The sequence below is a fragment of the Halococcus dombrowskii genome (genome assembly GCF_022870485.1).
In the GTDB taxonomy this organism is placed as follows: Archaea; Halobacteriota; Halobacteria; order Halobacteriales; family Halococcaceae; genus Halococcus; species Halococcus morrhuae.
In genome coordinates this window covers 1716920-1740825 of the sequence record NZ_CP095005.1, presented here as the reverse complement: position 1 = coordinate 1740825, position 23906 = coordinate 1716920, and the positions used below count along the sequence as shown (strand labels likewise).

The window sequence follows — 23906 nt, the reverse complement described above, 5'->3', positions numbered from 1 at the left end:
CACTCGCTCGCGACGCAGTCATCGTCGAAAATCGAGCAATGGAGTGCTCTCAGAGACCGGGACCGTCGTTCTCGCCGGTATCGACGTCCGGACCGGCCTGCTCGCGCCGGCGCTCCAGTTCGCGGATCTGGCGGAGATAGTAGAGCGCGCCGGCGAGCGCGACCACGACGAGCACGGCCGCCCCCGCGGCGAAGATGTAGAGGTCGCGCGCGAGATAGTAGCGGACGATGACTGCGTTGCTCTGGACGTCCGGCCAACTGATCTGCACCCGTCCGGTGTCGGTGCGCGTCGTCCGATGATCACCGGGCGAGACGCGCGCGAGCGGTTCGTAGGTGACGCGCATCCCCTGGGGGATCGTCACCTCGTAGGTGCCCGAAACGAACGTCTGCGTCGAGAGTCGCTTGCCCTGTGCCGATGCGCTGAAGGCGAGCTTGCCGTTGCGCGCGGGCAGCGAGATCATCGTCCGTTTCTCCTGATTGGTCGCGTTCAGCCCTGGCGACGATGGACCGACGACCGTCCCGTTCGGATACTGGAATCTGAGCGCCGAGATCGCGAGCGGGCCCTCACGGCCGAGCCCGTCGCGACTGTGGACGGGGAACTGCGTGCGGTTGTCGACCTTGTAGACGGCCTCGTACTCGCCGCCGGTGACGTTGATCGAGGCGTTGGCATTGCTGCTCCAGTCGTAACTTTCGTTTTCCGCGAGCGCCTGCTCGTCGACGGAATCCGGACCGAGCACCGACGAACAGCCTGCAAGGACGAGCAGGGCGACCAGCAGGACGCCGGCGAGCGCTCGCTTGCGGCTCATGGCACGACACAGAGCAGCTCGGCCGGCAGGTAGCCACCGATGCTCGACAGCAGGCCGGGCGGGTCGGTCCCCTCGCCGCAGATGATGCTCTGTTCCAGCAGGCCGAGTCGCTCGACGGTGACGATGTCGGTCGCGTGGCCCGCACGGTTGACGGTCGCCCGCACCTCTCCGCGCGTCGCGCTGTTTGCGTTCACTCGCCCCGCACCGCGCGACCACTCGTAGAGCCGATCGCGCTCGGCGTCGGCCAGTCGGTGTGGTTCGCCGTAGACGAACTGCATGGGAACGTGCTGGACGAGCCCGAATCGCGTGCGGATCTGTTCGGGCGTGCCCGGTCCGAGCCCGAGTTCGGCGCTCGGAACGCGGATATCCTCACCGGCGTCGAGGACGAACCCGGACTCGTCCCACGATTCGAGCGTTCCGGTGTAGGTGTCACCGCTCTCGAAATCCGGCGTGATCGTCCCCCATCGCTCGTCGAGGACGTTTCTGGCAACGGTCTCGTCCTCGCCCTCGACGGTGACGCTCGGGAAGTCGTCGTGACGGACGCCGACGTCGTACTCGACGCCGAGCTCGCCGATGGCGTTGTCGACCAGCGATTGGAGCCCGTCGAGCGCGCGCTCGCGGGCGTCGCCCTCGACGTAGCATTTGGTTGCGAGAACGACCATCAGGCCACGTTGAGTTCGGCGCGGAGTTCATCGATGCGGTCGTCCATCGCCGTGACGAGATGGTCGTTGTCGAGCGCGTCGAGCTCGGAGCCACACTGGGGGCACTCGAAGTCGAACTCCATCGCCTCCTCGAACTCGAACCGGATGGAATCGACTTCGCAGAGGAAGAACTCGTGGTTGCGCTCGTACTCGCGGCGCTCTTCGAGCGCGTCGAGCAGTCGGTGCATCTCGTCACGGAGGTTCTCGGGGATCGAGCCGTATTCGAGCGTCCAGAGATAGGTGAGCCAGCCCGAGTCCTCGTCGCGCAGCCGTCGGTAGTCGGCCAGATCGTTCTCGTAGAGGATGAACAGCGCTCGCCGGACGTCGTTGAGTTCGAGATCGAGCTCCTCGGCGAGCTCTTCGTCCGTCACTTCGCCATCGGGCGGCGCTGCGGCGACGGGCATCCCACGCGGACCGACGAGCTCGTGGAGATAGGTTTGGACGACGGGGTCTTCGAGAAGCTCCTCAAACGCCATTTACCGTACGGGGGTGCGCCAGCGCCGTAAACCCATCGTTCACCGCTCGTCGGTCCCCTCGACGCGCTTGCCGCGCTCTTTCGGAACCACGTGCCGGTCGGCATCGACCCACTCACGATCGAGTTCGCGTCCCTCGTGGAGCCGATCCAAAAAGACCGCGAGCGAGGCAACCTCGGAGTGGGGCTGGTTGGTGACGGCGACGTTGTGATCGGCCGCCTCGTAGACGTCGAACGGAACTTTCTCGGCACCGACGACGACCAACAGCGGCCCGCTCCGATGCGCACTGCGGATCTCCTCTTCGACCTCCTGAACTGGAAGTCCGTACATCGTGAGATGGACGACGCGCCCATCGAACTCCTCCATGAGCGGTCGGTACGACTCGCTCACCTCGACCTCGAACGGGCCGCCGAAGCGGTCGGTGATGTCGGTGACGGTCTCCTTCGGTCCCTCGGCTTTCCCCGCGAACACCACCCGGTCGGCACCGAGCGCACGGGCGGTCAGGCCGACGTGCGTGCTCATGCGCTCGTCGCGGCCGGGCCGATGACCGAGTCGGAGAACGGTGAGTTCGGGATCGCCACGCATCAGGCCGACTCGATGGCCGAGCTGATCGCCTCGACCGTCGGCTCCACGGTTTTATCGCCGACGAACACCGTCGGCGTCCCCTCCACGCCACGATCCTTCCCGGTCTGCTTGTTCGCCGAGACGGTCGATTCGTGCGCCTGGTTTTCGGCGGCCTTCCGGACGGCGCTCCCATCGAGATCCATCTCCTTGGCCAGCGAGGCGTAGGTCTTCGATCCGAGCGACGACTGGTTCTCGTAGAGCGCCGTCGCGTATTTGAAGAACTGCTTCGCGCCGGTGCGTTGCTGCACTGCGCGGGCGGCGCTCGCCGCGCGCCAGGAGGTATCGTTGACGACCGGGAAGTCGTAGTGTTCGTACCGGATCTTGCCCGGCTCGATATACTGTGAGGCGAGCGTCGGCAACACGTCGAGGACGTACGTCTGACAGTGTGGGCAGGCGAAGTCCTCGAAGACGGTCACGGTCGTGCTCGCCTCGGGGTCACCCTGCACCGGCGTCGGCAACGTGTCGCCGCCACCGCCGGAGCCGTTGGAGCCGCTCGACGCCCCGCCGAGACAGCCGGCCAGCGTGCTCGCGGTCAGCCCGCCGATGCCGAGCAGTGCCCGCCGGCGGTTCAGGCGTGGCGAACCCGCCGACTCCGCTGGCTCTCGGTTTCCGTTCATTGGCCGTATTCACTGCGGAGCGGGCATAAATCCCGCGACCGATGATCGCCAGCGCCGGCGGAGTCGGCAACAACCGGAAGACACATGGTTCGAGCCTCGGCATCCGAGACATGCAACTCTCCGGCAAGCGCGTGCTCGTTACCGGCGGGGCAGGACTCGTCGGCTCGCATCTCGCCGCGCGGCTCTGTGCCGACAACGACGTCGTGGTCGCCGATGACCTCTCGAAGGGTTCACGCGAGCGCGTTCCCGACGGCGCGACGTTCGTCGAAGCCGATATGACCGATCCCGACGACGTGGCGGGGGTCCTCACCGCGGACGTCGACTGCGTGTTCCACTTTGCCGCCTACACCGACACCAACTACGCGGATCCCCGGAAACTGTTCGAGGAGAACGGCGCGATGACCTACAACGTGCTCGAACGCGCCCGCGAGGTCGGCGTCTCGAACGTCGCCTTCACCTCCTCGTCGACCGTCTACGGCGAGGCCCCGATGCCGACCCCCGAGGACTACGCGCCGCTCGAACCCATCTCCATCTACGGCGCGAGCAAGCTCGCCGACGAGGGGATCCTCTCGACGTACGCTCACTCCCACGAGTTCACCGTCTGGCTCTTCCGCTTCGCGAACATCGTCGGCCCGCACCAGCGCGGCAACGTCGTCCCGGACTTCATCGAGAAGCTCGCCGACGATCCCCACGAGCTGGAGATCCTCGGCGATGGCCGTCAGGAGAAGTCCTATCTCCACGTCGACGACTGCATCGAAGCGATCACACACGTGGTCGAACACGGAGACCAGTCGATGAACACCTACAATCTCGGGACGCGGACGACGACTTCCGTCACGCGCATCGCGGACATCGTCGCCGACGAGATGGGACTCGATCCGGAATACAGCTACACGGGTGGCGACCGTGGCTGGACCGGCGACGTGCCACGGATGCGCCTCTCGATCGAGAAACTCTCGGCGCTCGGCTGGTCGCCCGAACTGTCGAGCGACGCCGCGGTCCGTCGTGCGACACGCGAACTCATCACGGAACTGACCTGAGCTACACCGAGATCTCGGTTTCCGCTTCACAGTCCTGGTTGTCGGCTTCGAGCGTCGCCACCGCGGTGTGCGTACCCGTTTCCGGCTGCTGCCACTCGCCCTCGTAGCTCACCGACTCGCCGGGATCGATCGATTCGGACTGAAGCGCCTGGGTGAACATCCGGCCGTGTGACCAGCGCCAGCGCTCCTCGTCGCTGTCGAGAACGGCGAAATCGGCGCTACACGAGTCCCGAAAGGAGAGGGTCACGGGGTCGTCGCCGTCGTTCGCGACGGTGAAGGTGAACGAGACGCGATCGGACTCGACGGTTGCGTCGAGACTGCCGGTGAGTGCCATGCGGAGTGTCGAGCAGCGACGGAAAAAAGCGTGCGGGCCGAGGGCGGTGGGGTTTTGTTCCATGCCCGCCGACGATCGGTGTGCAGATCGTGGGGTATCGCAGCGACGAGCCCGCCCTCCTGATCGCCGAGGCGGGAGCCGTGCGCCGACTGTCGCTCGCCCCCGGAACCGAACTCGCCTACACTCTCGCCAAGCGCCACTGTGCCGGGACGATCGATGGCGAGCGCCACATTGCTTGTGAGCGCGAGCGCGCGCCGTACTGCGAACTCCACACCACACCATGGTCAGTGGCGAACAACCGCGACTCCGAGGCCGAGCACGCGATCTACCTTGCCGCCTTTGCGCCAGCCGTTTTCAAGGTGGGCGTCACCAGATTGGAGCGACTCGAAACCCGCCTGCGCGAACAGGGTGCCGACCGCGCCGCGCACGTCCTCAGCGTTCCTGACGGCCGGATCGCCCGTGAGCGCGAGACGGCGATCGGGGTCGAACACGACATCACCGAGCGCGTGCGCGTGGCGACGAAGATCAGGGGGCTCGGCGAGACTGTCGACGAAAACGCCTGGAACGATCTACTCACAGAGTTCGACGTTCGCGAGACGTTCGCCTTCGACTATGGACTCGATCTGGATGGGCGACCGCTCGCCGAGACGATGCTGAGCGGCGTCGTCCGCGGGAGCAAGGGACGGGTACTGGTGCTCGATCATCGGGGCACGACCTACGCGGTCGATCTGCGCGATCTCGTTGGCTGCGAACTTGACGAAGGAGCGACCGATCGGGAACTCCAGGCCAGTCTCGATGGGTTCGCTTGATATCGGTACCGAACGCTTTTCCGGCGGGCCGGCGAACCGGGGCGCATGGCAGACGACGAACCCGAACACACCGACGACGAGGCGACCGAGCAATCGGGCGAGGACGAGGAACAGTCCTTCCGCGAGCGCGTCGAAGAGATCCGCGAACAGCGCGACGAGGAAGGAGAGGGCGACGAGATGAGCCGCGAGGAGCGCATGGAAGAGATGATGGGCGGCGGTGGCGGTCCCGGCGGCATGGGTGGCGGTGGCGGCAACCCGTTCGCACAGATGATGGGCGGCATGATGGGCGGCGGTCCCGGCGGCGGCATGGGTGGCGGCCCGGGCGGCATGGGCGGCGGTCCGGGTGCAGGCCCCGGCGGCCCGGCCGAAGAGGGTAGCAACGAGGAGATGGTCCGCGAGGTCCGCCAGCTCCGCGACGAGGTCCACGACATCCGCCGAACGCTCGAACGCATCGCCGACGCGCTCGAAGACTGAGACGACCACTTTTCGTGACACGCGAACGAACTATCCACGGATGAACCGATCCGACGGATGATCGACCCGCGAGCCGTCGTCGCCGGGAGCGGGGTCGCCATCGCGGCGGCTGTCGTGGGGGCCACGGTGCCCGTTCCCGAACTCTTGTGGCCGCTCGCGATCGGTCTCGTTCTCGCCGTCGGCCTCGGCTGTGGTTTCGTCGCCGGCCGCCGATCGGCTGGTCGGTGGCGATCACGAGCACGCACGGGTGCGCTGGCGGGGTTTCTCGGCGGCACGATGCTGGCGATCGTTCTCTGGGCGAGCATGAGCAACGTGCTTCCGCGGGCGGAGTACAGCCCGTTCTGGCTGCTGAACGCGCTCGTCGCGGCCAATCCGATCGGCATCGAGCGCGTGCCGTGGCTTTACACCGGCAACACGCTGTTCTGGCCGCTGCTCGCGGCGTTCACCTGCCTGTTCGCCATCGAAGGCTACGTTGCCGGTGGTGCGACGAGTGGTTGAGAAGCGGGATCGAAACGCGTTCGGTGATCGAGCAGCTACTCCGCGAACTCGCCACCGAGTTCGACGCCCTCGTCGTCGAGACAGTCCCCGACGAGCTTCGCGGGGTTGCCGACGACGGTGCAGTTGGGCGGCACCGATTCGAGCACGACGGAGCCGGCACCGACGCTCGCGCCCTCGCCAACGGTGATCGGGCCGAGCAGGGTGGCGTTCGCCCCGATCGTCGATCCGTCGTCCAGTGTCGGATGGCGCTTCTCGTCGTCGAGCGTGTCGCCACCGAGCGTCACGCCCTGATAGAGCATCACGTCGTCACCGATGTCTGTCGTCTCGCCGACGACGACGCCCGCCCCGTGATCGATGAAACATCGCCGGCCGATCTCGGCTCCCGGATGGATCTCGACGCCGGTGAGCAGTCGGGTGATATGCGAGAGAACTCTGGCGAACAGCCCAAACCCGCGCTTCCAGCAGGCGTGTGTGAGTCGGTGTGTCCAGAGGGCGTGCATGCCCGGATAGGCGAGCACGACTTCGAGCGCGCTCTTGGCCGCCGGATCCTTCGCCAGCGCCGTCTCGATGTCCTCTCGAACCCGCTCGATGATCGATGGCATGGATGTACACACTCGGAGGCCGATATCCATAAGCGGCGCGACCGGGTGGTGTGATCGTTGGGCGGAACAGTAAAGCAACGCGGGCCGGATGAACGATTATGGACTTCAGTCTCTCGGCCGAGCAGCGCCAGATCGAGGAGATGGTCTCCGAGTTCGTCGACGAGGAGATCCAACCCCGTGCCGCCGAGATCGACGAGACGGACGAGTTCCCCCACGATCTCGTGAGCGAGATGGGCGAGCTCGGGCTGATGGGCATGCCCTTCGCCGAGGAGTACGGCGGGGCAGGGCTCGACTACCACTCCTACGCCATCGGCCTGTCGGAGATTTCACGAGGATCGGGCGGGCTCGGCACCGTCGTCGCCGCCCACATCAGTCTCGCGGGCAACATGCTCGCCGAGTTCGGGACCGAAGCACAGAAAGAGGAGTATCTGACGCCGCTTGCGGAGGGCGACGACATCGGCGCGTTCGCGCTCTCGGAGGCGGGTGCGGGCAGCGACGTACCGGCGATGGAGACCACGGCCGAGAAGGACGGCGACGAGTACGTCGTCGACGGCGGGAAGCTCTGGATCTCCAATGGATCCGTCGCCGACACGATCACCCTGTTCGCGAAGACCGATCCCGATGCCGGCAACAAGGGGATCTCCTCGTTCATCGTCCGACCCGACGAGGACGACGGGTTCCACGTCGAGGGCACCGAGGACAAACTCGGCGACAAGGGCTGTCCGACGGCCGAACTGCGGTTTTCGGACATGCGCATCCCCGAAGAGCGACGCCTCGGCGAGGAAGGGCGCGGATTCGTCCACGCGCTCAAGACGCTCAACGGCGGGCGCATTACCATCGCCGCTCGCGGTGTCGGCATCGCACAGGCCGCACTCGACGAGGCGCTGACGTACGCCCAGGACCGCGAGCAGTTCGACCAGCCGATCAGCGAGTTCCAGACGATCCAGCACAAGCTCGCCGACATGGACACCAAGCTCCAGGCTGCCCGCATGCTGATGCATCGCGCGGCGGATCTGAAGATCCGCGGCGAGGAGTTTCGGAAGGAGTCCGCACAGGCGAAACTGTACGCCAGCGAGATCAGTCGAGAAGTGGCCAACGAGGGCATCCAGATCCACGGCGGCTACGGCTACACGAAGGACTTCCCCGCCGAGCGGTTCTACCGGGACGCGAAGCTCAACGAGATCTACGAGGGGACGAGCGAGATCCTGCGCAACACGATCGCCGACAACCTGCTCGACTGAGCCACGCGACGTCAGACGACGCTTCTAACGGCCAGTACGGTGCCCACACCGACACCGAGCGACAGCAGTAGACTGCCCGTTTTATGGGCGACGGCGACGGTCGCACCGGCGGCGACCCACTCCGGAACGCCACCGTCGGCGAGCGCGGGCGCGATGAACGCGACGACGACCGCGCCCGGCAGCACGTCGAGACCGGCCTCGGCGCGCTCGGAGAGGTCGATGCGACCGACCAGCCAGAGCCCGCCGGCCTTCGTGGCGTAGGTGACGGCCGCCATCCCGACGATGAGGGCGACGACCGTGGGATCGAGCGCGAGCGCGTTACTCATAGCTCACCATTCTGACGACCGCGCCCGCGAGCGCGCCGACGATGACGTACCACTCGCCGGGCAGGACGGCGTTCGCGACGAGTGCGACGCCCGCGGCCGCGAGCCACGGCCGGATCGACTCGCGGCCCTGCCAGAGCCCGACCGCGAGCGTGAGGAACAGAGCAGTGAGAACGTAGTCCAGTCCGTACTGTTCGGGCGTGCCGAGGAAGTCGCCGGCGGTCACGCCGAGGACGGTCGCAACGATCCACAGCAGCCAGAGCACGAGACCGCTACCGAGCAGGAACGCGCCCCGATTGCTGCCAGAGCGGAGCTTGCCGATCGTGAGTGCCCAGTTCTCGTCGGCGGTGAAGAAGACGCTGCCGTAGGCCGCCCGCGGCGAGAGCTGGCGAAACCAGGGACGCAGCGCCGCGCCCATCAGGAGATAGCGGAGGTTGACGATGCCGACGGTGGCGACAACGGTCGCCATCGGCACCGAGTCGGCCCAGAGCTCGACCCCGATCAGCTGTGCGGCCCCCGCGAGCACGGTCGCGCTCATCAGCGCCGCCTCGGCGACGCTCAGCCCCGCCTGGTCGGCGATGACGCCGAAGACGACGCCGTAGCCCGCGACCCCGACCGCGACCGGAAAGCCGGTGATGAACCCCTCGCGGACGCCCGCGAACGTGAAGGTCATGCCTCCGTCGTCGGGTTCGGTATCCGTCTCCACCGAGCGCTCGGTCGCCGACTCCGCTTCAGCCACTGCTCTCACTCCGTCTGGCGCACATCATCGACACCGACGGCACTAACGTTCATAATGGTTCTGTCGTCGGAATGAACCGCGGGTGACGCGCGATTCGAAAGTCGGTGGTTTTCGATCGGTGCTACTGGCCGCTCGTCGTTACATCGTCAGCAGGTAGACGACCCACGTGAGGACGCCGACGCCGCCGACGCCGGCGATCAGACCGCCCTGAAGGCGATCCTTGTGCTGGTAGACGACCCAGCCACAGTAGACGGCCACGAGGCCGACGACCGGCACGATCAGCCACGAGATGAGTGCGGCGATGATGCCGCCCCACATGTAGCGACGCATGTTTCTGTCCTCCCCGGAGCCGCCGCCCGACAGCGGGCTGCCGTCGGCCATTGCCGCTCCGGAATCGGAACTGCCCATACTGTAACTGAACGGTCAGTCAATTATAGGCCTTTCGGGTGAGGTCGTGTCGATCCGCACGATGGCGGCGCGGCGAGCGAGTCGTTCGGGGTGCAAGCACGACACACGACCCGGCGCGCTTTTGCGGCGGCCCGCACAATGCGGATCGATGACCGACGAGACCGCCGCGGCGAACGGCATCACCGCCCGCTACACCGAGACCGATTCCGAGCGCGTGCTCGCCTTCGAATCGGATGGACGATCGGCAGCCATCGCACAGAATCAGGAGGGGTACGCGATGCTCAAGGTACGACCGACGGCCGACGGCGACGAACTCGAACGGTACTACGGCTTCGACATGGCGCTCGACCACGCCGCCGAGTTGTTGGGAACGTCGCCACACGATCTCCCGGTGCCCGAGTCGGCCAGCGACATGGGGATGTGATACTGTCGGTCGGAAGTACGTGAAGGACGGATCGTGGAACTCCACCACAGCGGGCGACGTTTGCGCCTCGTGAATCTCCGATCAGTTCCGTCCGACAGTACGATTACAGCAGCGTGAAAAGCAGGTACGGAACCAGAAAGAGGACGACGGTCATCGCGATCAGGATCACGCCGTAGCCGACGACCGTGCTCGCGATCGTCAGCCACGCCGGGTGATCGTATTTCGAGAGGGCGCTCATGGTCGAGCCAGTCCGGGCGGGAACTTAAATCCTGCTCAGGCGGTGATGTCGCCGATGCGTTTCGGTTCGCCCGAGAGGTTCGGGTCCGGGGCGACGATCTTGAGCACTTCGTGGTCGGTGACGTCGGGATAGGTCTTGCCGGTGGCCTCCTCGACGAGGGCGCGTTCGAGGCGGAACTCCGTGCCTTCGTAGACGACATCGACGCCCTGCTCGTCGAAGGATAGCGCAGTCATACCGCGATTAGGCCCGTCACGGATAAAAGCCGCTCGCGTTCGTGACGGGAGGCGGGATTTATTAGCGATGGCCCCGGATCGACGGTGTGTCGTTTCGCTCGGACCCGCTTTCCGAACTCGTCGTGCCAGACGGGACGACGGTCGAAGAACACGCCATCGTGACCGACGTCGACGTGATCGTCGGCACCCAGAGCACGATCTCCCTGGGCGTGCGCGGCCGGAACGTCGTCGCCGGCGAGCAGGTCACCTTCGAGGGCGATATCGAGGCCAGCTCGGACTGCCGGCTCGACATGTGGAGTACGGTCTCGGGCAACGTCCTCGTCGGCGAGAACGCCTACATCGGCGAGCGCGTCGAGATCGACGGCCAGCTCGTCGTCGCCGGCGATCTCGACATCGGCGACGACGTCGAGATCGCGGAGGGGTTCGACGCCAACGGCTGGATCGTCATCCGCAACCCGGTGCCGACGCTCGTCTTCCTCTTCACCTATCTCACCCATCTCCTCAGGCTCGGCGAGGAGGAGATGGCCGACGACGTGCTCTCCGAGGTGTTCGAGGGCCACGACGAACAGCCGGTCGTAATTCCGAAAAACGCCACCGTCGGCGACGACGCGTGGCGCGTCTCGACGCCCGCCCGTGTCGGCGACGACTGCCGGCTCCACGGCAACCTCCGTGCCGAATCGATCGTCGTCGGCGAGGGCAGCGAACTGTTCGGCAGCCTCCGGGCGCGCGAGTCGATCTCCGTCGAGCGGGGCACCACTGTGCACGGCGACGTGACGACTCGCGGCGGATCGGTCGAGATCGCAGCGGGAGCCCACGTCCGCGGCGATATCGCCTGCGAACAACTGCGCCTCCACGAGGGAGCGGTCGTCGAGGGGGCGATGCGCACCCGCGGCGAGATGACCATCGTCCAGGGGCGCGACGACCTCGCTGCTCCCGCTCCGGCCGACGGCGACGAAAGTGACGAGTCGGTCGACGAACGGGCGGAATCGACCGACGAGCGGGCCGAACTCGACGAATCGAAAGGCAGTTTCACATCGGCCGAGTAATCGAGCCATGCTCTCGCTCGCGCTTGCTGGCAAGCCGAACGCCGGCAAGTCGACGTTCTTCGCCGCGGCGACGATGGCCGACGTCGACGTCGCGGGCTATCCGTTCACGACGATCGACCCGAATCACGGGGTCTCGCACGTCCGTACCGACTGTCCATGTCTCGCACGCGACGAGCGCTGTGGCGACGAGCATTGCCACGACGGCACCCGCTACGTCCCGATCGAACTGCTCGACGTCGCCGGGCTGGTGCCGGGCGCACACGAAGGGCGAGGACTGGGCAACCAGTTCCTCGACGAACTCACGAGCGCCGACGTCATCCTCAACGTCGTCGACGCCTCCGGCGGGACGAACGCCGAGGGTGAACCAGTCGAGATCGGAGCCCACGATCCCGCCGAGGACGTCGACTTCGTCACCGAGGAGATCGAGCGCTGGCTCGCGGGCATCATCGCGCGTAACTGGGAATCCGTCGAGCGCCAGTCGCGTTCGCCGGGGTTCGATATCGACGAATCGCTCGCGGAGATGCTCACCGGCGTCGGCGCGAGCGAGGCGGCGATCGCTGCGACGCTGCGCGAACTCGACTACCCCGCCGATCCGCGCGAGTGGACCGACGACCATCGGCGCGAACTGGCCCGGGACATCCGCGCGCGCACGAAACCGCTCGTCGTCGTGGCGAACAAGGCCGACATCGCGCCCGCAGGCAATATCGAACGGCTTCAAGAGCTCGCCGAGACGATCCCGGCGAGCGCCGAGGGCGAACTCGCGCTCCGCCGCGGCGTCGAGGGTGGGGCCATCGACTACGATCCCGGCGACGCCGATTTCTCGGTCGCTGGCGACCTCACGGACGCCCAGCGCACGCAGCTCGACGAGTTGCGCGATCTCATGGCGACCCACGGCGGCACCGGCGTTCAGCGAGCACTCGATACGGCCGTCTACGACCTGCTCGACAATATTACTGTGTATCCCGTCCAGAACGAGACGAAATGGACCGACGGCCAGGGCAACGTCCTGCCCGACGCCGTCTTGCTGCCGAGCGGGTCGACGCCGCTCGATCTCGCCTACGCCGTCCACTCGGACATTGGCGACGGCTATCTCCACGCCGTCGATGCGCGCTCGGACCGGCGGATCGGTGACGACCACGAGTTGGCGGAAGGTGACGTGGTGAAGATCGTGAGCACCGCGAACTGACAGGGTGTCATAGAACGGTTGGCATGATTTTCGCGTATCGGTCAAGAGATCCGCTACCGCTGGCTCTAAATTACGACGATACTGGCTGCTTCTCAGATACCGGTTCTCGGCCACCTGGTGAGGTATGTGAAGAGTTCGATGACACGCTGATTAGCGAGCTATAAATTCTCACGACTACCAAGTATGTAGCCCAAGAGAATTGTGGATAAAGTACCAAAAAAAGTCTCTACTATAGCTACAACTTGAGTGAAGCCTCCAGAAGGTATTTTGGGCATTGCTGTAGTAAATGTGATTATACTATATGATATGTTACGAAGAACTGTTTCTCTGACTCCTGCCTCAATATACCATATAGTCGAAAATATAAATAAAAGCACCATCCACGTCAAGAGATGTCGGATTTGGACACCATATCCCGTCAATATACCTGATATTCTCGCACCAAGGTAGCTAGAACTTGTCCATCCTTCTCGTTCTCTAGCTTCGAATAAGCGAGCACGCCGCTCAAGTAGTTTAAGCTCCCGAGCTTTTTTAACTAACCCGTGATCTGCGTATAGTGTTTTTATATTGTGATAAGATTGCGCAAAGTAGCTCCATTCTGTTGAGTTGATTTTTTTCCGATTTTTTACTTTTGAGAAGTTTGTCCCACCATTTATTGTCACATCGGATAAATCGACTCCCCTAATATCGGCCCCACCAAAGTCCGCCCCTCTGAGATCTGCGCCCGTAAAGACAGTTTCGCGAAGATCAGAACCTGTGAAATCCGCATCTTGTAGATTCACGTGCGAAAAATCCGATAGCCAGAGGGTTGCGTCTGAAAAATCAGCATCTCTCAAAAACGACTCTGAGAAGTCTGCTCCCCAGAGATGGGCGCCTGAGAAATTAGAACCCTCCATAGCCCTGTTTGAAAAGTCTACTTTCCATCTCCAAACATCAGCATGAAGAACCTCCTTGATCCTCAGTAGGTGTTTAGCGGAACAGTCGAGTCGAAACCGTAGCTCTCAGGGAAGAGCAGGACGAACAGCCGCTAATCGTGCTTTCCGGGCCTGACGGATCGCCGGGTCGTTCGACCCCGGCGATCCGTTCTGTGGGTCGAATGATCCTTCCCCAACGAGATCTCGCTCTTCTCGCTGAGAACGCGTTTCTTCGCCAGCAAAACGCCGAGCAGAACGAACGAATCGAAGAGCTCGAAAACCGCCTCAAGAAGTACGAAAACGCCCACACACCGTCCAGCAAGCAGGGCGGTGCTGGACAACAGCCACAGGACGACGATTCCGAGCAAAACGACGAGAACGACGAAGCTGGCGGCGACGCAGACGCCGCCAGCGACTCCTCGTCCGGACCCGGACGCAACTCCGGTCACGACGGAACGACCCGGCCACCACCCGAACCGGACAGGACCGTCCGGGTCGGGGAGGCGTACTGTCCCGATTGCGACTGCGTTCTCACCGATCCCGATGAGTACGTCTCCCGCGTCATCGTCGATATTCCGCTTCCCATCCCGACCGAAGTCACGAAATACGAGCTCGGAAAGCAGGAGTGCTCCTGTGGCAACGAAGTTGTCGCCGAACATCCTGATTGCCCGGAGACCGGGCGGTTTGGGCCACGCTTGCTGGCCCAAACCGCTCTCCTCCGCTATCACGGCCGGCTTCCGCACCGGAAGCAGGCCGAACTGTTCGACTGGCAGCTCGACCATCCGGTTTCACCGGCAACGATCTACAACATGACCGAGCGGGTCGCAGACCGGCTGCGACCCGCGTACGAGGACGTTCGAGCCAGCGTCCGTGACAGCGACGTCATCTACTGCGATGAAACTGGCTTTCCGGTCGACGGCGACCAGCACTGGGTCTGGACGTTCGTGACCGACGAGGACGTCTTCTATACGATCGACGAGAGCCGCGGAAGTCAGGTACTGGAGGACGTCCTCGGCGACGAACTCGCCGAGGACGCCACTTTGAGCTGTGACGGCTGGTCGGCGTATCCGAGCTATCACGGCAAACTCCAGCGGTGCTGGGCGCACCTTCTACGAGAGGCGAAGTACGTAGCTGAACGGCACGAGGAAGCAGAGCCGATCTCGGAGGTACTACACGACCTCCACGAGGATTTGACCGCGTTCGACGAAGAGGACCCGCCCGCCTCCGTCCGCGAGCGGAGGCGGGCACAGGCCTCGCTGTGTCTGGAGGAGTTAATCAGAGCGGGCTACGAGACCGAGGAAGTGACGCAACTAGTCGAGAAGATCAGGAACGGGCTGGGAAGTTGGCTGACGTTCGTCACGGAACCGGACGTTGATTCGACGAATAATCGCGCAGAGCGCGCTCTACGCGAGCAGGTAGTGATGCGGAAGATGTTCGGCGGACTCCGGTCGGAAACCGGAGTCCGCATCCACGAAACGCTCTCGACGATGGTAGCGACGTGGGAACGACAGGGACTCGATCCGCCGGATCAACTGATGTCGATACTCGGAGGAGAGGAACCAGAATCACGTGCAGAGGCATCTACGAACGGACTGCGCTAAACACATACGATCCTCATATTTGGCCAAGCCTCCATACAAACTTTCCGACCAGGGTCGTCTGTTGGGGGTCCAAAATATGATGATTGACCAAACTCAGACCTTACTTCATCTGAATTTGGAACCCCCAAAGATGGATCAAAATCCAATGGTTCTGGGATAAAAAACGCCTTGCTCATCTCAGAAAATTGCAAATCAAACGGGAAAGTAACACCGCGCAAGTCTGCTCCAGTAAAGTCAGCATATAGTGGAATACCATCAAATTCGTCTTCGTTCCCCGGCATCTTTGCTCCTCGAAGATCTGATTTATGAAACGATGTTTCAGAGAAATGTGAACGAGAAAAGTCGACATCTCTAAGGTCGGACTCTGAAAAGTCAGCTCCTTCGAGTGATGTGCTGGTGAAATCACTACCTCTCAAATCAGAGCCAGAGAAGTCAAAAAAGCCCAAATCAGAACCTTTGAAATTTGAATCTCTACAGCTCGCCTGCGAAAACGATATGGAATAGTTCCCATTGAACTCTGGGAGACTGACTCCATCAAGCAATTCTGATATTTTGCCATTTTTCTCCTGGATTTCTTTGGGAGCTCTGCTTGATTTGAGAATGTCCCGTGACCAGTCCTCGGTCTCATCACAATTTGAGTGCCAGATACATCGGTTTCGGTCTGAGAGACTCGGCCGATAGCAACAGCTCTGCCTATCAGGAGTATCATTTACATCATGATCTTCAGGCCATGTATATCCGCAACGATTTGCTGATTGACTCATGTTGAACAATAGTATTGGAGCCTGTGTATTTTCTATTGCCGATCCTATTGAAACACTCTTTCTATCCTTCTGCCTCAGAGTGTCATAGAACGGTTGGCATGGTTTTCACGTATCGGTCGAAAGGCCCGCTACCGCTGGCTCTGACTTGCGACAATACTGGCTGCTTCTCAGATACCGTTTCTCGGGCTCTTGGTGAGGCGTGTGAAGAGTTCTATGACACGCTGCCAACTGATGGAGTTTCGGGGCTCCATCGAGGAGCGACAGCCGTACCAACTGTTTCTCAGCGGGCGCAATCCCCCCGGAACGGGAGATGCCGCGACCGACTCACGACAGCGGACGGACGAGTACGGCGAGAAAGAGAAGCGCCAGGAACAGATACGAGCCGCGCATGAGCAGTTCGGTCGCGCGCTGAGGTTCGAACCGACGGGTAGCGAGCGCGACGACGCCGAAGGCGATGGCGGCGAGGGCGGTACTCGGCGGGAACAGTTCGAGGAACGCACCGGCGAGCACGCCCACGAGTGCGAGCCCGATGAGAGCGTGGGCGCTCCGGCGGGCGCGCTTGTGACCGAGCACCACCGCGACGGTACGCTTGTCGATCGAGCGATCGTAGTCGTAGTCCTTCGCGTCGTCGATGACCTTGATCCCCGAGAGGAGCACGAGGAAGACCGCCGCGAAGGCGAGCAGCGGGGCCGAGATCGTCGTGGTCTGTGCGTAGTAGCCGCCGACGATCGCGAGGGCGATGCCGAGCGGATAGCCGAGCGTCGCGCCGATCGGGTTGGTGTCGAGCTGAGGAGCGTGCAGATAGGCGATGAACCACGTCGGCAGGGTCACGATCGCCGCACCCGGTCCGACGGCGAGCCAGAGCCAGCCGGTACAGAGCGTGAAGCCCGTCGTCGAGAGTGCGAGTCCGAGGCGACAGCCCGCCAACGTCAGCGGGTGATCGTCGTCCTCGCTACGGAGGTAGAAATCGACGTAGCCGTCCTTGACGTGGGCGGTGTAGACTGCGAAGAACATCGCCAGCATGTGGACGAACGCCACCTGCGGCAGAAGCGACGGAGCGAGCACCGCGCCGAACCAGGACGCGGCGAGCGGTGGCAGCATGAACACCGGGTGGACCTGCGAGGCGAGCGCGGCGAACTCACCACCGATTCCGTCGCCGTGCCGTGCAATAGCCATGCCCACACTAGAACTGTCAATCACATAGTTGTATGGGCAGTCGTTGACCCGTCACGTCGGGCGATGTGGGCCGCTCTTACGAACGGTTGTGACCGAAGCGATCTCAGTCGTTCGTCACGGATTCCGGGCGTTCCTCGCTGTCAGAGCCAACGATGGCGCTCTCGCGGAGGTCGGCCTCGATCTCTTCGAGCGAGCGCCCCATCGTCTCGGGAACGCGCGCGTAGATGAACACGAACGCGAGGAGGCAGAACCCGCCGAGCAGCCAGAACGAGAGTCCCTCGCCGAGCCTGTTGATCAGCGGGAGGAAGGTCAGCGCGACGAGGAAGTTCGCGCCCCAGTTGAACACGCTGGCGACGCCCTCGGCGGTCCCGCGGATGCGAAGCGGATAGATCTCCGAGATGAGGAGCCAGAACACCGGGCCGAGGCTGATCGCGTAGAAGGCGACGTAGCCGATCATGCTCGCGAGCGTCACGTAGCCGACGACGCCCGACAGCCCTGGCAGGACGAAGCCGAGGCCCAGTATCCCGAGCATCACGGTCATCCCGGCGGTACCGACGAGCAACAACGGCCGCCGGCCCACACGATCGACGAGGAGGATGGCGACGACCGTCAGCAGCACGTTGACGACGCCGACGCCGACCGTCCCGACGATCGAGGCGATCTCGTTGAACCCGATGTTGTTGAGGATCGTCGGTGCGTAGTAGATGACGGTGTTGATGCCACTGACCTGCTGGATGACCGCGAGGCCGACGCCGATGACGAGCGCCGGGCGAACCCACGGTTCAAGCAGATCCGAGAGGCCACCCTTCTCCTCGATCTCGCTGACCTCGCGGACGTTCTCGATCTCATCGTCGACGTCGTCCGTGTCGCGAATGCGCGAGAGCACGCTCTTTGCCTCCTCGATCCGGTCGTGCTCGATGAGCCAGCGCGGGCTCTCGGGCAGGAAGTAGGTCCCGATCGCCAGCACCGTGGCGGGCACCGCGCCGAACCACAGCATCCAGCGCCAGCCGGTGATGCCGAGGAACTCGGGGGCGAAGGCGTAGTTGACGACGTACGCCAGCAGGATGCCGATCGTGATCATCAGCTGCTGGAGGAAACCGAGCGCGCCGCGGATGTCGGAGGGTGCGGTCTCCGAGATCAGCAGCGGGCCGACGATCGACGCGACGCCGACGGCGGTACCCTCGACGACCCGCCAGAAGACGAGCCACTCGATCGTCGGCGACAGCGCCATCCCGAACGAGCCGACGAAGAAGACGGCCGCGCCCGCGAGCGTCAGCCGACGACGGCCGAACCGATCGGCCAATTTCCCGCCGGTCGCCGCGCCGATCATCGCTCCCACGAGCACGCTGCTGGTGACGACCCCTTCCAAAAACGGCGACAGCGTGAACGTCTGATCGATATAGAGCAGTGCGCCCGAAATGACGCCGATATCGAAGCCGAACAGTAGCCCGTTGAGGGCGGCGATGGCGGCGATGACGTAGACGAAGGTGCTGTGTTCGCGCTCGGCGTTGAGCAACCGGTCGGCGATATTCATCGACAACCACCGGACATCGGCCGGACTCGATCGGGACGATTCCGCTGTGGCTGTTCTCGATGACACACGGAAACTCTCGTTCGGTCTGTTCGACGAACCATTACACAGACATTAACACGGACGCGAGTAATATATTATGATATAGCGTTCGGTACCGATCACGACATATTACGGGAAATTTACCCGTCCGGCGGAGCGTTAGCGGTGTCAGCGAACCGCGTTCGCGGCGTCGTCCATGATCTCGATGGCGTCTTTGAGCTCCTCGATGCCCGTCGCGTAGGAGATGCGGGCGTACCCCTCGCCGCCGTCGCCGAAGGCCTCGCCAGGAACGACGACCACGCCGCGGTCGAGACATTCGTCGACCCAGCCCTCCGGCGCGTCGGGCATCGCGTAGAACGCACCCTCGGGCGTGGGCGTGTCGAGACCCGCGTCGGCGAGTCCGTCGAGCAGGACGTCACGGCGCTGCTCGAAGGCATCGACCATCTCGTGGACGGGGTCCTGTGGGCCCGAGAGGGCGGCTGCGGCGGCGTACTGGGCGGGTGCACTCGCGCAGGCCTGGACGTACTGGTGGACGCGGAGCATGCGGTCGGTGCGGCGCTCGCTCGCCGCGATCCAGCCGAGCCGCCAGCCGGTCATCGAGTAGGCCTTCGAGCAGGCGTTCACCACGACGACGTTGTCCGTTTCGGCGAACTTCATGGGGCTGTGGTGTTCGCCCTCGAAGACGATGTGCTCGTAGACCTCGTCCGAGATACAGAGCACGTCGTGTTCGTCGGCGATCCGGGCGAACTCGCGCATGTCCTCTTCGCTCTGGACGGCCCCGGTGGGGTTAGCGGGGCTGTTGACGACGAACGCGGCGGTGTCATCGGTGATCGCCGCTTCGACCGCCGCGGGACTCATCGTGAGATCCTCGCGGAGCTCGATCGGAACGGGCTCGCCACCCGCGAGATGAGTGAGTGCGGCGTAGGAGACGAAGCCGGGATCGGGAACGATGACCTCCTCGCCCGAACTCACGTGGGCCTCCATCGCGAGGTGGAGCGCCTCGCTGCCGCCGGCGGTGGCGATGACCTCGTCCGGATCGACGTCGAGATCGTTGTCCCGAGCGTGTTTATCGCTCACCGCCTCGCGGAGGTCGGGAATGCCGGCGTTCGAGGTGTAGCCGTCGGCCGCGCCGCTCTCGATGGCGTCGACCGCGGCCTGTCGTGCGTGATCGGGCGTCGGGAAGTCGGGCTGTCCGAGGCCGAGGTTGATGGCGTCGCCGCCGGCCGCCTCGAACACTTCACGGATGCCGCTGATGGCGACCGATTCGACCCGGTTCGAGAAGTCCGTCATGTCTCTACTCGCGGCCCGAGATGCGATAACTGTTCATGTTTTCGCTACGATTCGCGCTCCTCGCGCAGCGTGTCGACGTGCGATTCGAGCGTCGACAGCGCTGCATCGGGGTCCACGTAACCGTTCTCGTAATCCTCGAAGACCGCGTCAGCACGGTCCAGAAACGTCTCGACGGCGGATTCTGTCTCTGCCATGTCGACATCAGCGCTCGCCGACGGTTATACTCGGTGGCTCGCCGTGCGCCCGCCGGCTACGCGGCCGCGGTGGCGGTTGCGGCGGTAGCGGTGCGGTCCTGGTGGATGAAGGGCGAGGGGCGCGAACGAGCGAAGCGAGTGAGTAGCGAACCGGAGTGAGCGCGCGCCGAGGGCTTCGGCGGTACTGTGCTGATGGGCGTCCGTGCGAACGGAGTGAGCACGGTTCACCGTGAGCGAGGCCGAAGGCCGAGCGAGCAGTCCTTTTTAGTCCAGGTTTTTGCGACGAGCGGTGCGCGAGCGCAGCGAGCGCACCCGAGGAGTAAAAAAGTGGGTTCTAGAGCGAGTGTTTGAGCTTCTCGAAGAACCCTTCCTCGACCTCGATCTCCTCGCCGCCGGCTTCGGCGAACGCTTCGAGCGCGTCGCGCTGGTCCTCGTTCAGTTCGTCGGGGGTGATGACCTGCGTGCGGACGAAGAGATCGCCAGTGCCGCGGCGGCGCAGGCGGGGCATGCCCTTCCCTTCGAGGCGGAAGGTCTCGCCGCTCTGAGTGCCGGCGGGGACGTCCATTTCGACGGTGCCGTCGAGCGTGGGTACTTCGATGGTTGCGCCGAAGGTCGCCTGGGGGAAGGAGATGGCCGCGCGGTGAGCGAGATCGTTGCCTTCGCGATCGAACTCGGGGTGTTTGCGGACGCTGATCTCGATGAGCAAATCACCATTGGGCCCGCCGTTCTCGCCGGGTGCGCCCTCGCGCTCCATCCGGAGGGTCTGGCCGTCGCGGATGCCCGGTGGGACCTCGACCGAGAGGCTGGCCTCGTTGCGCACGTGGCCGTCGCCGCCGCAGGTCGAACAGTCCTCGGAGTAGAGCGTGCCATCGCCGCCACAGCGCCGACAGGTCTGGGTCTGCTGGACGCGGCCGAGCGAGGTCTGCTGAACCTGTGTCGTCTGGCCGCGGCCGTCACACTGCGGGCAGGTTTCGGCGTCGGCGCTTTCGGGATGGCCCGATCCCTCACAGTCCGGGCAGGTCTCGGGGCGGGTGATGGTGAACTGCTTTTCTGCGCCCGCGGCGGCCTCCTCCAGTTCGATCGAGAGGTCGGTTCGGAGGTCGGAGCCCTGGCGCGGGCCGCTCTGGCCACCGCCGCCGCGACCGCCACCGCCGTTGAAGAACTGCTCGAAGATGTCGCCGAGACCGCCACCGCCCATCCCGCCGCCACCCATGCCGCCGAACGGGTCGCCGCCGGCACCGCCCATGCCGCCCATCCCGCCGCCCCGCCCCGCACCGCCGCCGTCGAACCCGCCGCGCTTTTCGGCCTGCTCGAAGCGCTCGTGACCCATTTGGTCGTAGGCCTGGCGTTTCTGGTCGTCGGTGAGCACCTCCTTTGCCTTCTTCGCCTGTTTGAACTTCTCGTCGGCGTTCGGGTCGTCGGAGACGTCGGGGTGGTACTCGGCGGCCTGCTTGCGATAGGCCTGTTTGATTTCGTCCTCGCCGGCGTCGCGCGAGACGCCGAGCACCGAGTAGAAGTCCTCACTCATTGCCCAGTATATTGGCTTCGGACACTTCAACAGAACGGGTTCGATACTCGTGCTCGATCGATCGAGGAGGGAAATAGTTATTTCGCCGCGTAGCCCACGACTGGGTGAATGAGCACCATCGGCGAACTATCGGTCGCTGCCGAGACGTTCGCACTCGGGGAGGCCATCGAGCGCGTACCCGAGGCGACCTTCGACGTCGAGCGGGTCGTCGCCCACGACGTCGACCGCGTCATGCCGTTCGTCTGGGCGAGCGCGTCCGATCGTGAAGCGCTCGAAGACGCCTTCGCGTCGGACCCGAGCGTCGAGAACGTCGAGCGACTCTCCGATCTCGACGGCGAGTGGCTCTACCGGATGGAGTGGATCGCCCGCGTCCAGTTCGTCGTCCACGCGCTTCTCGAAGAGCAGGCGACCGTGCTGAACGCCGAAAGCGAGCGGGGACGCTGGCAGCTCAGACTGCTCTTTCCCGACCGCGATGCGCTGTCACGGACGTACGATTTCTGCCAGGAACACGACATCGAGATCGATGTCGAGGCCATCTACGCGATGGAAAACGAACGTCACGCCCGCTTCGGCCTCACCGAGGAGCAGGCCGAAGCGCTGGATGCGGCGTTCGAGCACGGCTACTACGAGGTGCCGCGCGATCTCTCGGTCGCCGATCTCGCCGACGAGCTCGATATCTCCCATCAGGCGCTCTCGGAACGGTTCCGGCGCGCACACGGCAACCTCGTCGAAAACACGCTGGTCATCAGCGAGGGGGAGACCGAACCGCAAGCGACGCCGGATCTGTAGTCGGCGTCGGTTCGACCACGATCGGTCCGGATTACGATTCCTCGTCCCGTGCACGGTCGATCTGCATCTCCGCCCGGCGGAACAGCCCGCGCAGCGTCGTGACCTCCCGCCCCGTCGGGTGGGCGCGCCCGAGCACGCGCCGGAGCATGCGCTCGGTTTTCGCGCGTTTTTCCTCCGGCCGATCGATGGCTGCCAGAAACGACTGGAACTGGTCGTACAGCCCTTCGAGCGCGCGCTCGTCGGCCCGATCGTGGCGGTCAGGATGGTGCACCTCGTCGAGTGTGAGCCCCCGAAGTTCGTAGAGGGCGACCGTGGCCGCCTGGCCGAGATTGAGAACTGGGTAGTCGGGGCTGGCCGGGATCGAACAGACCTCGTCGATGCGGGCGAACTCCTCGTTCGAGAGTCCAGTACCCTCGCGCCCGAAGACGAGCGCGATGTCGCCCTCGACGTCCGTGAGGTGATCCGCGAGCTCGGCGGGCGTCTTGAACGGATAGCGGACGTGTCGCCCCTCGTCACGGCCGGTCATGGCGGTGAACCCCACCGTGTAGAACTCCGAGACCAGCTCGTCGAACGTGAGCACGTCGTGGTTCGGCAGGACGTCCTCGCGGGCATGACCGGCGAACCCGTAGGCCTCGCCGTCGGGATCGAGGTCGGGCGGGTCGACGAGTTGCAAATCACCGAACCCGAAGTTCTTCATCGCCCGCGCGATCGTCCCGACGTTACCCGGCGTCTCCGCATCGACGACGGCGACGGCGACCCCCATCAGATGTCGAGGCTGTCGAGGTCCACGCTCTGGGCCTCCTGTTCGGCATCGGCCGCCGAGCCCGTGCCCGAGACCGACGGGACCGCCGACGGGTCGGTATCGACGTGCTCGACCGGTTCGTACTCCTCCGGTGCACGCCCGCCGTCGGCGAACCACTCGTGGAAGGCGTCCTGAAGCGCCGGCTCGCCGCGATGGTCGGCCCCGCCCTGCTCACGAAACCAGTAGCGGAAGTCGGGTTCGTGCTCCTCGCAGAGGACGACCTCGCTCAGCGGTTCGCCGTAGACGGCTGCCGCGTCGTTGCAGGCGTCGAGCTCGCTATCGCCGTGGATGAGCCAGCAGGCGTGACACGGCGAGTCGATGAGCTGGCGAAGTCTGACGATGCGCTCTCTGGTCGTCGGCTCCATCTCGTCGATCGGTTTGATATCACCGTCGTCGGTGAACACCGCCGACTCGTCGAACCGCCAGCCGCGCAGCGCGATATTGACCTTTCCCATACCCC

31 protein-coding genes are annotated in these 23906 nt (G+C 64.2%); 10 read left to right on the top strand and 21 right to left on the bottom strand.

Annotated features, from left to right (window positions below; translation table 11 throughout):
• Nucleotides 1–49: 49 nt before the first annotated feature.
• From MUK72_RS09075 to MUK72_RS09055, 5 genes are read right to left on the bottom strand one after another with little or no spacing between them, the layout of a single operon-like run.
• Nucleotides 50–805 (bottom strand): DUF5803 family protein, encoded by a 756-nt coding sequence (locus MUK72_RS09075; RefSeq protein ID WP_244699263.1) that lies wholly within the window; start codon nt 803–805, stop codon nt 50–52.
• Nucleotides 802–1467 (bottom strand): DUF2110 family protein, encoded by a 666-nt coding sequence (locus tag MUK72_RS09070; protein ID WP_244699260.1) that lies wholly within the window; start codon nt 1465–1467, stop codon nt 802–804. Before MUK72_RS09070 ends, MUK72_RS09075 begins: the two co-directional genes overlap by 4 nt.
• The gene (locus MUK72_RS09065) at nt 1467–1982 is read right to left on the bottom strand and encodes a transcription factor TFIIE subunit alpha (RefSeq protein WP_004052141.1); all 516 of its coding nucleotides are present in this window, start codon (nt 1980–1982) and stop codon (nt 1467–1469) included. Before MUK72_RS09065 ends, MUK72_RS09070 begins: the two co-directional genes overlap by 1 nt.
• 39 nt (nt 1983–2021) lie before the next feature.
• The gene (locus tag MUK72_RS09060; protein WP_244699255.1) at nt 2022–2564 is read right to left on the bottom strand and encodes a tRNA (cytidine(56)-2'-O)-methyltransferase; all 543 of its coding nucleotides are present in this window, start codon (nt 2562–2564) and stop codon (nt 2022–2024) included.
• Nucleotides 2564–3220 (bottom strand): DsbA family protein, encoded by a 657-nt coding sequence (locus MUK72_RS09055; protein ID WP_244699252.1) that lies wholly within the window; start codon nt 3218–3220, stop codon nt 2564–2566. Before MUK72_RS09055 ends, MUK72_RS09060 begins: the two co-directional genes overlap by 1 nt.
• Nucleotides 3221–3330: 110 nt before the next feature.
• Here MUK72_RS09055 and MUK72_RS09050 point away from each other — a divergent pair, with 110 nt between their 5' ends.
• A complete protein-coding gene (locus MUK72_RS09050) occupies nt 3331–4260 on the top strand; it encodes an NAD-dependent epimerase/dehydratase family protein (RefSeq protein ID WP_244699237.1) in 930 nt (309 codons plus the stop codon).
• Nucleotide 4261: 1 nt separating this feature from the next.
• On the opposite strand, the gene MUK72_RS09045 is transcribed toward MUK72_RS09050, so the two are convergent.
• On the bottom strand, nt 4262–4594 hold the full coding sequence (locus MUK72_RS09045; protein ID WP_244699222.1) for a BsuPI-related putative proteinase inhibitor: 333 nt from the start codon (nt 4592–4594) through the stop codon (nt 4262–4264).
• 80 nt (nt 4595–4674) lie between these two features.
• Between MUK72_RS09045 and MUK72_RS09040 the strand changes: the two genes are divergently transcribed.
• The 3 genes from MUK72_RS09040 to MUK72_RS09030 are packed head-to-tail and all read left to right on the top strand — an operon-like array spanning nt 4675 to nt 6375.
• Entirely contained in the window at nt 4675–5403 is a 729-nt protein-coding gene (locus tag MUK72_RS09040) for a DUF2797 domain-containing protein (protein WP_244699219.1), read from the top strand.
• Between the two features lie 45 nt (nt 5404–5448).
• Nucleotides 5449–5877 (top strand): hypothetical protein, encoded by a 429-nt coding sequence (locus tag MUK72_RS09035; protein ID WP_004052135.1) that lies wholly within the window; start codon nt 5449–5451, stop codon nt 5875–5877.
• A gap of 57 nt (nt 5878–5934) precedes the next feature.
• Nucleotides 5935–6375, top strand: coding sequence for a hypothetical protein (locus tag MUK72_RS09030; protein ID WP_004052134.1), 441 nt, complete (start codon nt 5935–5937; stop codon nt 6373–6375).
• A gap of 35 nt (nt 6376–6410) precedes the next feature.
• Here the strand turns inward: MUK72_RS09030 and cysE are convergent, their stop codons facing one another.
• Nucleotides 6411–6977, bottom strand: a complete 567-nt coding sequence (gene cysE, locus MUK72_RS09025; RefSeq protein ID WP_004052133.1) for a serine O-acetyltransferase — start codon at nt 6975–6977, stop codon at nt 6411–6413.
• A 98-nt stretch (nt 6978–7075) separates the two neighbouring features.
• On the opposite strand from cysE, the gene MUK72_RS09020 reads away from it, so the two are divergent.
• Nucleotides 7076–8218 carry an acyl-CoA dehydrogenase gene (locus MUK72_RS09020; RefSeq protein ID WP_244699216.1) on the top strand — a complete coding sequence of 381 codons (1143 nt, stop codon included), beginning with the start codon at nt 7076–7078 and terminating at the stop codon, nt 8216–8218.
• A gap of 11 nt (nt 8219–8229) precedes the next feature.
• Here the strand turns inward: MUK72_RS09020 and MUK72_RS09015 are convergent, their stop codons facing one another.
• The 3 genes from MUK72_RS09015 to MUK72_RS09005 all read right to left on the bottom strand — a co-directional run bounded on the left by MUK72_RS09015 (nt 8230) and on the right by MUK72_RS09005 (nt 9688).
• Nucleotides 8230–8544 carry an AzlD family protein gene (locus MUK72_RS09015; protein WP_004052131.1) on the bottom strand — a complete coding sequence of 105 codons (315 nt, stop codon included), beginning with the start codon at nt 8542–8544 and terminating at the stop codon, nt 8230–8232.
• Entirely contained in the window at nt 8537–9280 is a 744-nt protein-coding gene (locus MUK72_RS09010) for an AzlC family ABC transporter permease (RefSeq protein ID WP_244699213.1), read from the bottom strand. Before MUK72_RS09010 ends, MUK72_RS09015 begins: the two co-directional genes overlap by 8 nt.
• 138 nt (nt 9281–9418) lie before the next feature.
• A complete protein-coding gene (locus MUK72_RS09005; protein WP_244699210.1) occupies nt 9419–9688 on the bottom strand; it encodes a hypothetical protein in 270 nt (89 codons plus the stop codon).
• Between the two features lie 148 nt (nt 9689–9836).
• Between MUK72_RS09005 and MUK72_RS09000 the strand changes: the two genes are divergently transcribed.
• Nucleotides 9837–10112: a DUF7111 family protein gene (locus MUK72_RS09000; protein ID WP_244699207.1), complete on the top strand. Its 276-nt coding sequence runs from the start codon at nt 9837–9839 to the stop codon at nt 10110–10112.
• A 103-nt stretch (nt 10113–10215) separates the two neighbouring features.
• Here MUK72_RS09000 and MUK72_RS20210 read toward each other — a convergent pair whose 3' ends face one another.
• Both MUK72_RS20210 and MUK72_RS08995 read right to left on the bottom strand, forming a co-directional pair.
• A complete protein-coding gene (locus tag MUK72_RS20210; RefSeq protein WP_004052127.1) occupies nt 10216–10350 on the bottom strand; it encodes a hypothetical protein in 135 nt (44 codons plus the stop codon).
• Between the two features lie 35 nt (nt 10351–10385).
• On the bottom strand, nt 10386–10583 hold the full coding sequence (locus tag MUK72_RS08995) for a DUF5800 family protein (protein ID WP_004052126.1): 198 nt from the start codon (nt 10581–10583) through the stop codon (nt 10386–10388).
• A gap of 86 nt (nt 10584–10669) precedes the next feature.
• Here MUK72_RS08995 and MUK72_RS08990 point away from each other — a divergent pair, with 86 nt between their 5' ends.
• Nucleotides 10670–11629 (top strand): polymer-forming cytoskeletal protein, encoded by a 960-nt coding sequence (locus MUK72_RS08990; protein WP_244699203.1) that lies wholly within the window; start codon nt 10670–10672, stop codon nt 11627–11629.
• Between the two features lie 7 nt (nt 11630–11636).
• The gene (locus MUK72_RS08985; RefSeq protein ID WP_244699200.1) at nt 11637–12815 is read left to right on the top strand and encodes a redox-regulated ATPase YchF; all 1179 of its coding nucleotides are present in this window, start codon (nt 11637–11639) and stop codon (nt 12813–12815) included.
• Nucleotides 12816–12973: 158 nt separating this feature from the next.
• On the opposite strand, the gene MUK72_RS08980 is transcribed toward MUK72_RS08985, so the two are convergent.
• Nucleotides 12974–13711: a pentapeptide repeat-containing protein gene (locus MUK72_RS08980; protein ID WP_244699197.1), complete on the bottom strand. Its 738-nt coding sequence runs from the start codon at nt 13709–13711 to the stop codon at nt 12974–12976.
• A gap of 200 nt (nt 13712–13911) precedes the next feature.
• Here MUK72_RS08980 and tnpC point away from each other — a divergent pair, with 200 nt between their 5' ends.
• A complete protein-coding gene (gene tnpC, locus MUK72_RS08975; protein WP_244699194.1) occupies nt 13912–15330 on the top strand; it encodes an IS66 family transposase in 1419 nt (472 codons plus the stop codon).
• On the opposite strand, the gene MUK72_RS08970 is transcribed toward tnpC, so the two are convergent.
• From MUK72_RS08970 to dnaJ, 6 genes are all read right to left on the bottom strand, one after another.
• A complete protein-coding gene (locus MUK72_RS08970) occupies nt 15327–16094 on the bottom strand; it encodes a pentapeptide repeat-containing protein (RefSeq protein WP_244699190.1) in 768 nt (255 codons plus the stop codon). The two genes, tnpC and MUK72_RS08970, sit on opposite strands and share 4 nt — an antisense overlap.
• A gap of 324 nt (nt 16095–16418) precedes the next feature.
• A complete protein-coding gene (locus MUK72_RS08965; RefSeq protein ID WP_244699187.1) occupies nt 16419–17270 on the bottom strand; it encodes a UbiA family prenyltransferase in 852 nt (283 codons plus the stop codon).
• Nucleotides 17271–17373: 103 nt separating this feature from the next.
• Nucleotides 17374–18804 (bottom strand): sugar porter family MFS transporter, encoded by a 1431-nt coding sequence (locus tag MUK72_RS08960; protein ID WP_244699184.1) that lies wholly within the window; start codon nt 18802–18804, stop codon nt 17374–17376.
• A gap of 207 nt (nt 18805–19011) precedes the next feature.
• Nucleotides 19012–20133 carry a pyridoxal phosphate-dependent aminotransferase gene (locus MUK72_RS08955; RefSeq protein ID WP_244699181.1) on the bottom strand — a complete coding sequence of 374 codons (1122 nt, stop codon included), beginning with the start codon at nt 20131–20133 and terminating at the stop codon, nt 19012–19014.
• Nucleotides 20134–20177: 44 nt separating this feature from the next.
• Nucleotides 20178–20327 carry a hypothetical protein gene (locus MUK72_RS08950; RefSeq protein ID WP_244699176.1) on the bottom strand — a complete coding sequence of 50 codons (150 nt, stop codon included), beginning with the start codon at nt 20325–20327 and terminating at the stop codon, nt 20178–20180.
• A gap of 334 nt (nt 20328–20661) precedes the next feature.
• On the bottom strand, nt 20662–21855 hold the full coding sequence (dnaJ, locus tag MUK72_RS08945; RefSeq protein WP_244699167.1) for a molecular chaperone DnaJ: 1194 nt from the start codon (nt 21853–21855) through the stop codon (nt 20662–20664).
• A 108-nt stretch (nt 21856–21963) separates the two neighbouring features.
• On the opposite strand from dnaJ, the gene MUK72_RS08940 reads away from it, so the two are divergent.
• Complete coding sequence (locus MUK72_RS08940) at nt 21964–22644, top strand: helix-turn-helix domain-containing protein (RefSeq protein ID WP_244699164.1); 681 nt, start codon at nt 21964–21966, stop codon at nt 22642–22644.
• A 31-nt stretch (nt 22645–22675) separates the two neighbouring features.
• On the opposite strand, the gene MUK72_RS08935 is transcribed toward MUK72_RS08940, so the two are convergent.
• Both MUK72_RS08935 and MUK72_RS08930 read right to left on the bottom strand, forming a co-directional pair.
• Nucleotides 22676–23407, bottom strand: a complete 732-nt coding sequence (locus tag MUK72_RS08935; RefSeq protein WP_244699155.1) for an RNA methyltransferase — start codon at nt 23405–23407, stop codon at nt 22676–22678.
• Nucleotides 23407–23901, bottom strand: coding sequence for a DUF8114 family protein (locus tag MUK72_RS08930; RefSeq protein ID WP_244699153.1), 495 nt, complete (start codon nt 23899–23901; stop codon nt 23407–23409). The genes MUK72_RS08935 and MUK72_RS08930 overlap by 1 nt, the downstream gene beginning before the upstream one ends.
• Between the last annotated feature and the right edge of the window lie 5 nt (nt 23902–23906).

Coding starts and splice junctions, on each gene's coding strand:
- MUK72_RS09075 (WP_244699263.1), bottom strand. CDS start 805: ATGAGCCGCAAGCGAGCGCTCGCCGGCGTCCTGCTGGTCGCCCTGCTC.
- MUK72_RS09035 (WP_004052135.1), top strand. CDS start 5,449: ATGGCAGACGACGAACCCGAACACACCGACGACGAGGCGACCGAGCAA.
- MUK72_RS20210 (WP_004052127.1), bottom strand. CDS start 10,350: ATGAGCGCCCTCTCGAAATACGATCACCCGGCGTGGCTGACGATCGCG.
- MUK72_RS09030 (WP_004052134.1), top strand. CDS start 5,935: ATGATCGACCCGCGAGCCGTCGTCGCCGGGAGCGGGGTCGCCATCGCG.
- MUK72_RS08950 (WP_244699176.1), bottom strand. CDS start 20,327: ATGGCAGAGACAGAATCCGCCGTCGAGACGTTTCTGGACCGTGCTGAC.
- MUK72_RS09070 (WP_244699260.1), bottom strand. CDS start 1,467: ATGGTCGTTCTCGCAACCAAATGCTACGTCGAGGGCGACGCCCGCGAG.
- MUK72_RS08930 (WP_244699153.1), bottom strand. CDS start 23,901: ATGGGAAAGGTCAATATCGCGCTGCGCGGCTGGCGGTTCGACGAGTCG.
- MUK72_RS09000 (WP_244699207.1), top strand. CDS start 9,837: ATGACCGACGAGACCGCCGCGGCGAACGGCATCACCGCCCGCTACACC.
- MUK72_RS08985 (WP_244699200.1), top strand. CDS start 11,637: ATGCTCTCGCTCGCGCTTGCTGGCAAGCCGAACGCCGGCAAGTCGACG.
- MUK72_RS09065 (WP_004052141.1), bottom strand. CDS start 1,982: ATGGCGTTTGAGGAGCTTCTCGAAGACCCCGTCGTCCAAACCTATCTC.
- MUK72_RS09045 (WP_244699222.1), bottom strand. CDS start 4,594: ATGGCACTCACCGGCAGTCTCGACGCAACCGTCGAGTCCGATCGCGTC.
- cysE (WP_004052133.1), bottom strand. CDS start 6,977: ATGCCATCGATCATCGAGCGGGTTCGAGAGGACATCGAGACGGCGCTG.
- tnpC (WP_244699194.1), top strand. CDS start 13,912: ATGATCCTTCCCCAACGAGATCTCGCTCTTCTCGCTGAGAACGCGTTT.
- MUK72_RS08970 (WP_244699190.1), bottom strand. CDS start 16,094: ATGAGTCAATCAGCAAATCGTTGCGGATATACATGGCCTGAAGATCAT.
- MUK72_RS09050 (WP_244699237.1), top strand. CDS start 3,331: ATGCAACTCTCCGGCAAGCGCGTGCTCGTTACCGGCGGGGCAGGACTC.
- dnaJ (WP_244699167.1), bottom strand. CDS start 21,855: ATGAGTGAGGACTTCTACTCGGTGCTCGGCGTCTCGCGCGACGCCGGC.
- MUK72_RS08965 (WP_244699187.1), bottom strand. CDS start 17,270: ATGGCTATTGCACGGCACGGCGACGGAATCGGTGGTGAGTTCGCCGCG.
- MUK72_RS08955 (WP_244699181.1), bottom strand. CDS start 20,133: ATGACGGACTTCTCGAACCGGGTCGAATCGGTCGCCATCAGCGGCATC.
- MUK72_RS09055 (WP_244699252.1), bottom strand. CDS start 3,220: ATGAACGGAAACCGAGAGCCAGCGGAGTCGGCGGGTTCGCCACGCCTG.
- MUK72_RS08980 (WP_244699197.1), bottom strand. CDS start 13,711: ATGGAGGGTTCTAATTTCTCAGGCGCCCATCTCTGGGGAGCAGACTTC.
- MUK72_RS09060 (WP_244699255.1), bottom strand. CDS start 2,564: ATGCGTGGCGATCCCGAACTCACCGTTCTCCGACTCGGTCATCGGCCC.
- MUK72_RS08940 (WP_244699164.1), top strand. CDS start 21,964: ATGAGCACCATCGGCGAACTATCGGTCGCTGCCGAGACGTTCGCACTC.
- MUK72_RS08960 (WP_244699184.1), bottom strand. CDS start 18,804: ATGAATATCGCCGACCGGTTGCTCAACGCCGAGCGCGAACACAGCACC.
- MUK72_RS09015 (WP_004052131.1), bottom strand. CDS start 8,544: ATGAGTAACGCGCTCGCGCTCGATCCCACGGTCGTCGCCCTCATCGTC.
- MUK72_RS09005 (WP_244699210.1), bottom strand. CDS start 9,688: ATGGGCAGTTCCGATTCCGGAGCGGCAATGGCCGACGGCAGCCCGCTG.
- MUK72_RS08995 (WP_004052126.1), bottom strand. CDS start 10,583: ATGACTGCGCTATCCTTCGACGAGCAGGGCGTCGATGTCGTCTACGAA.
- MUK72_RS08935 (WP_244699155.1), bottom strand. CDS start 23,407: ATGGGGGTCGCCGTCGCCGTCGTCGATGCGGAGACGCCGGGTAACGTC.
- MUK72_RS09020 (WP_244699216.1), top strand. CDS start 7,076: ATGGACTTCAGTCTCTCGGCCGAGCAGCGCCAGATCGAGGAGATGGTC.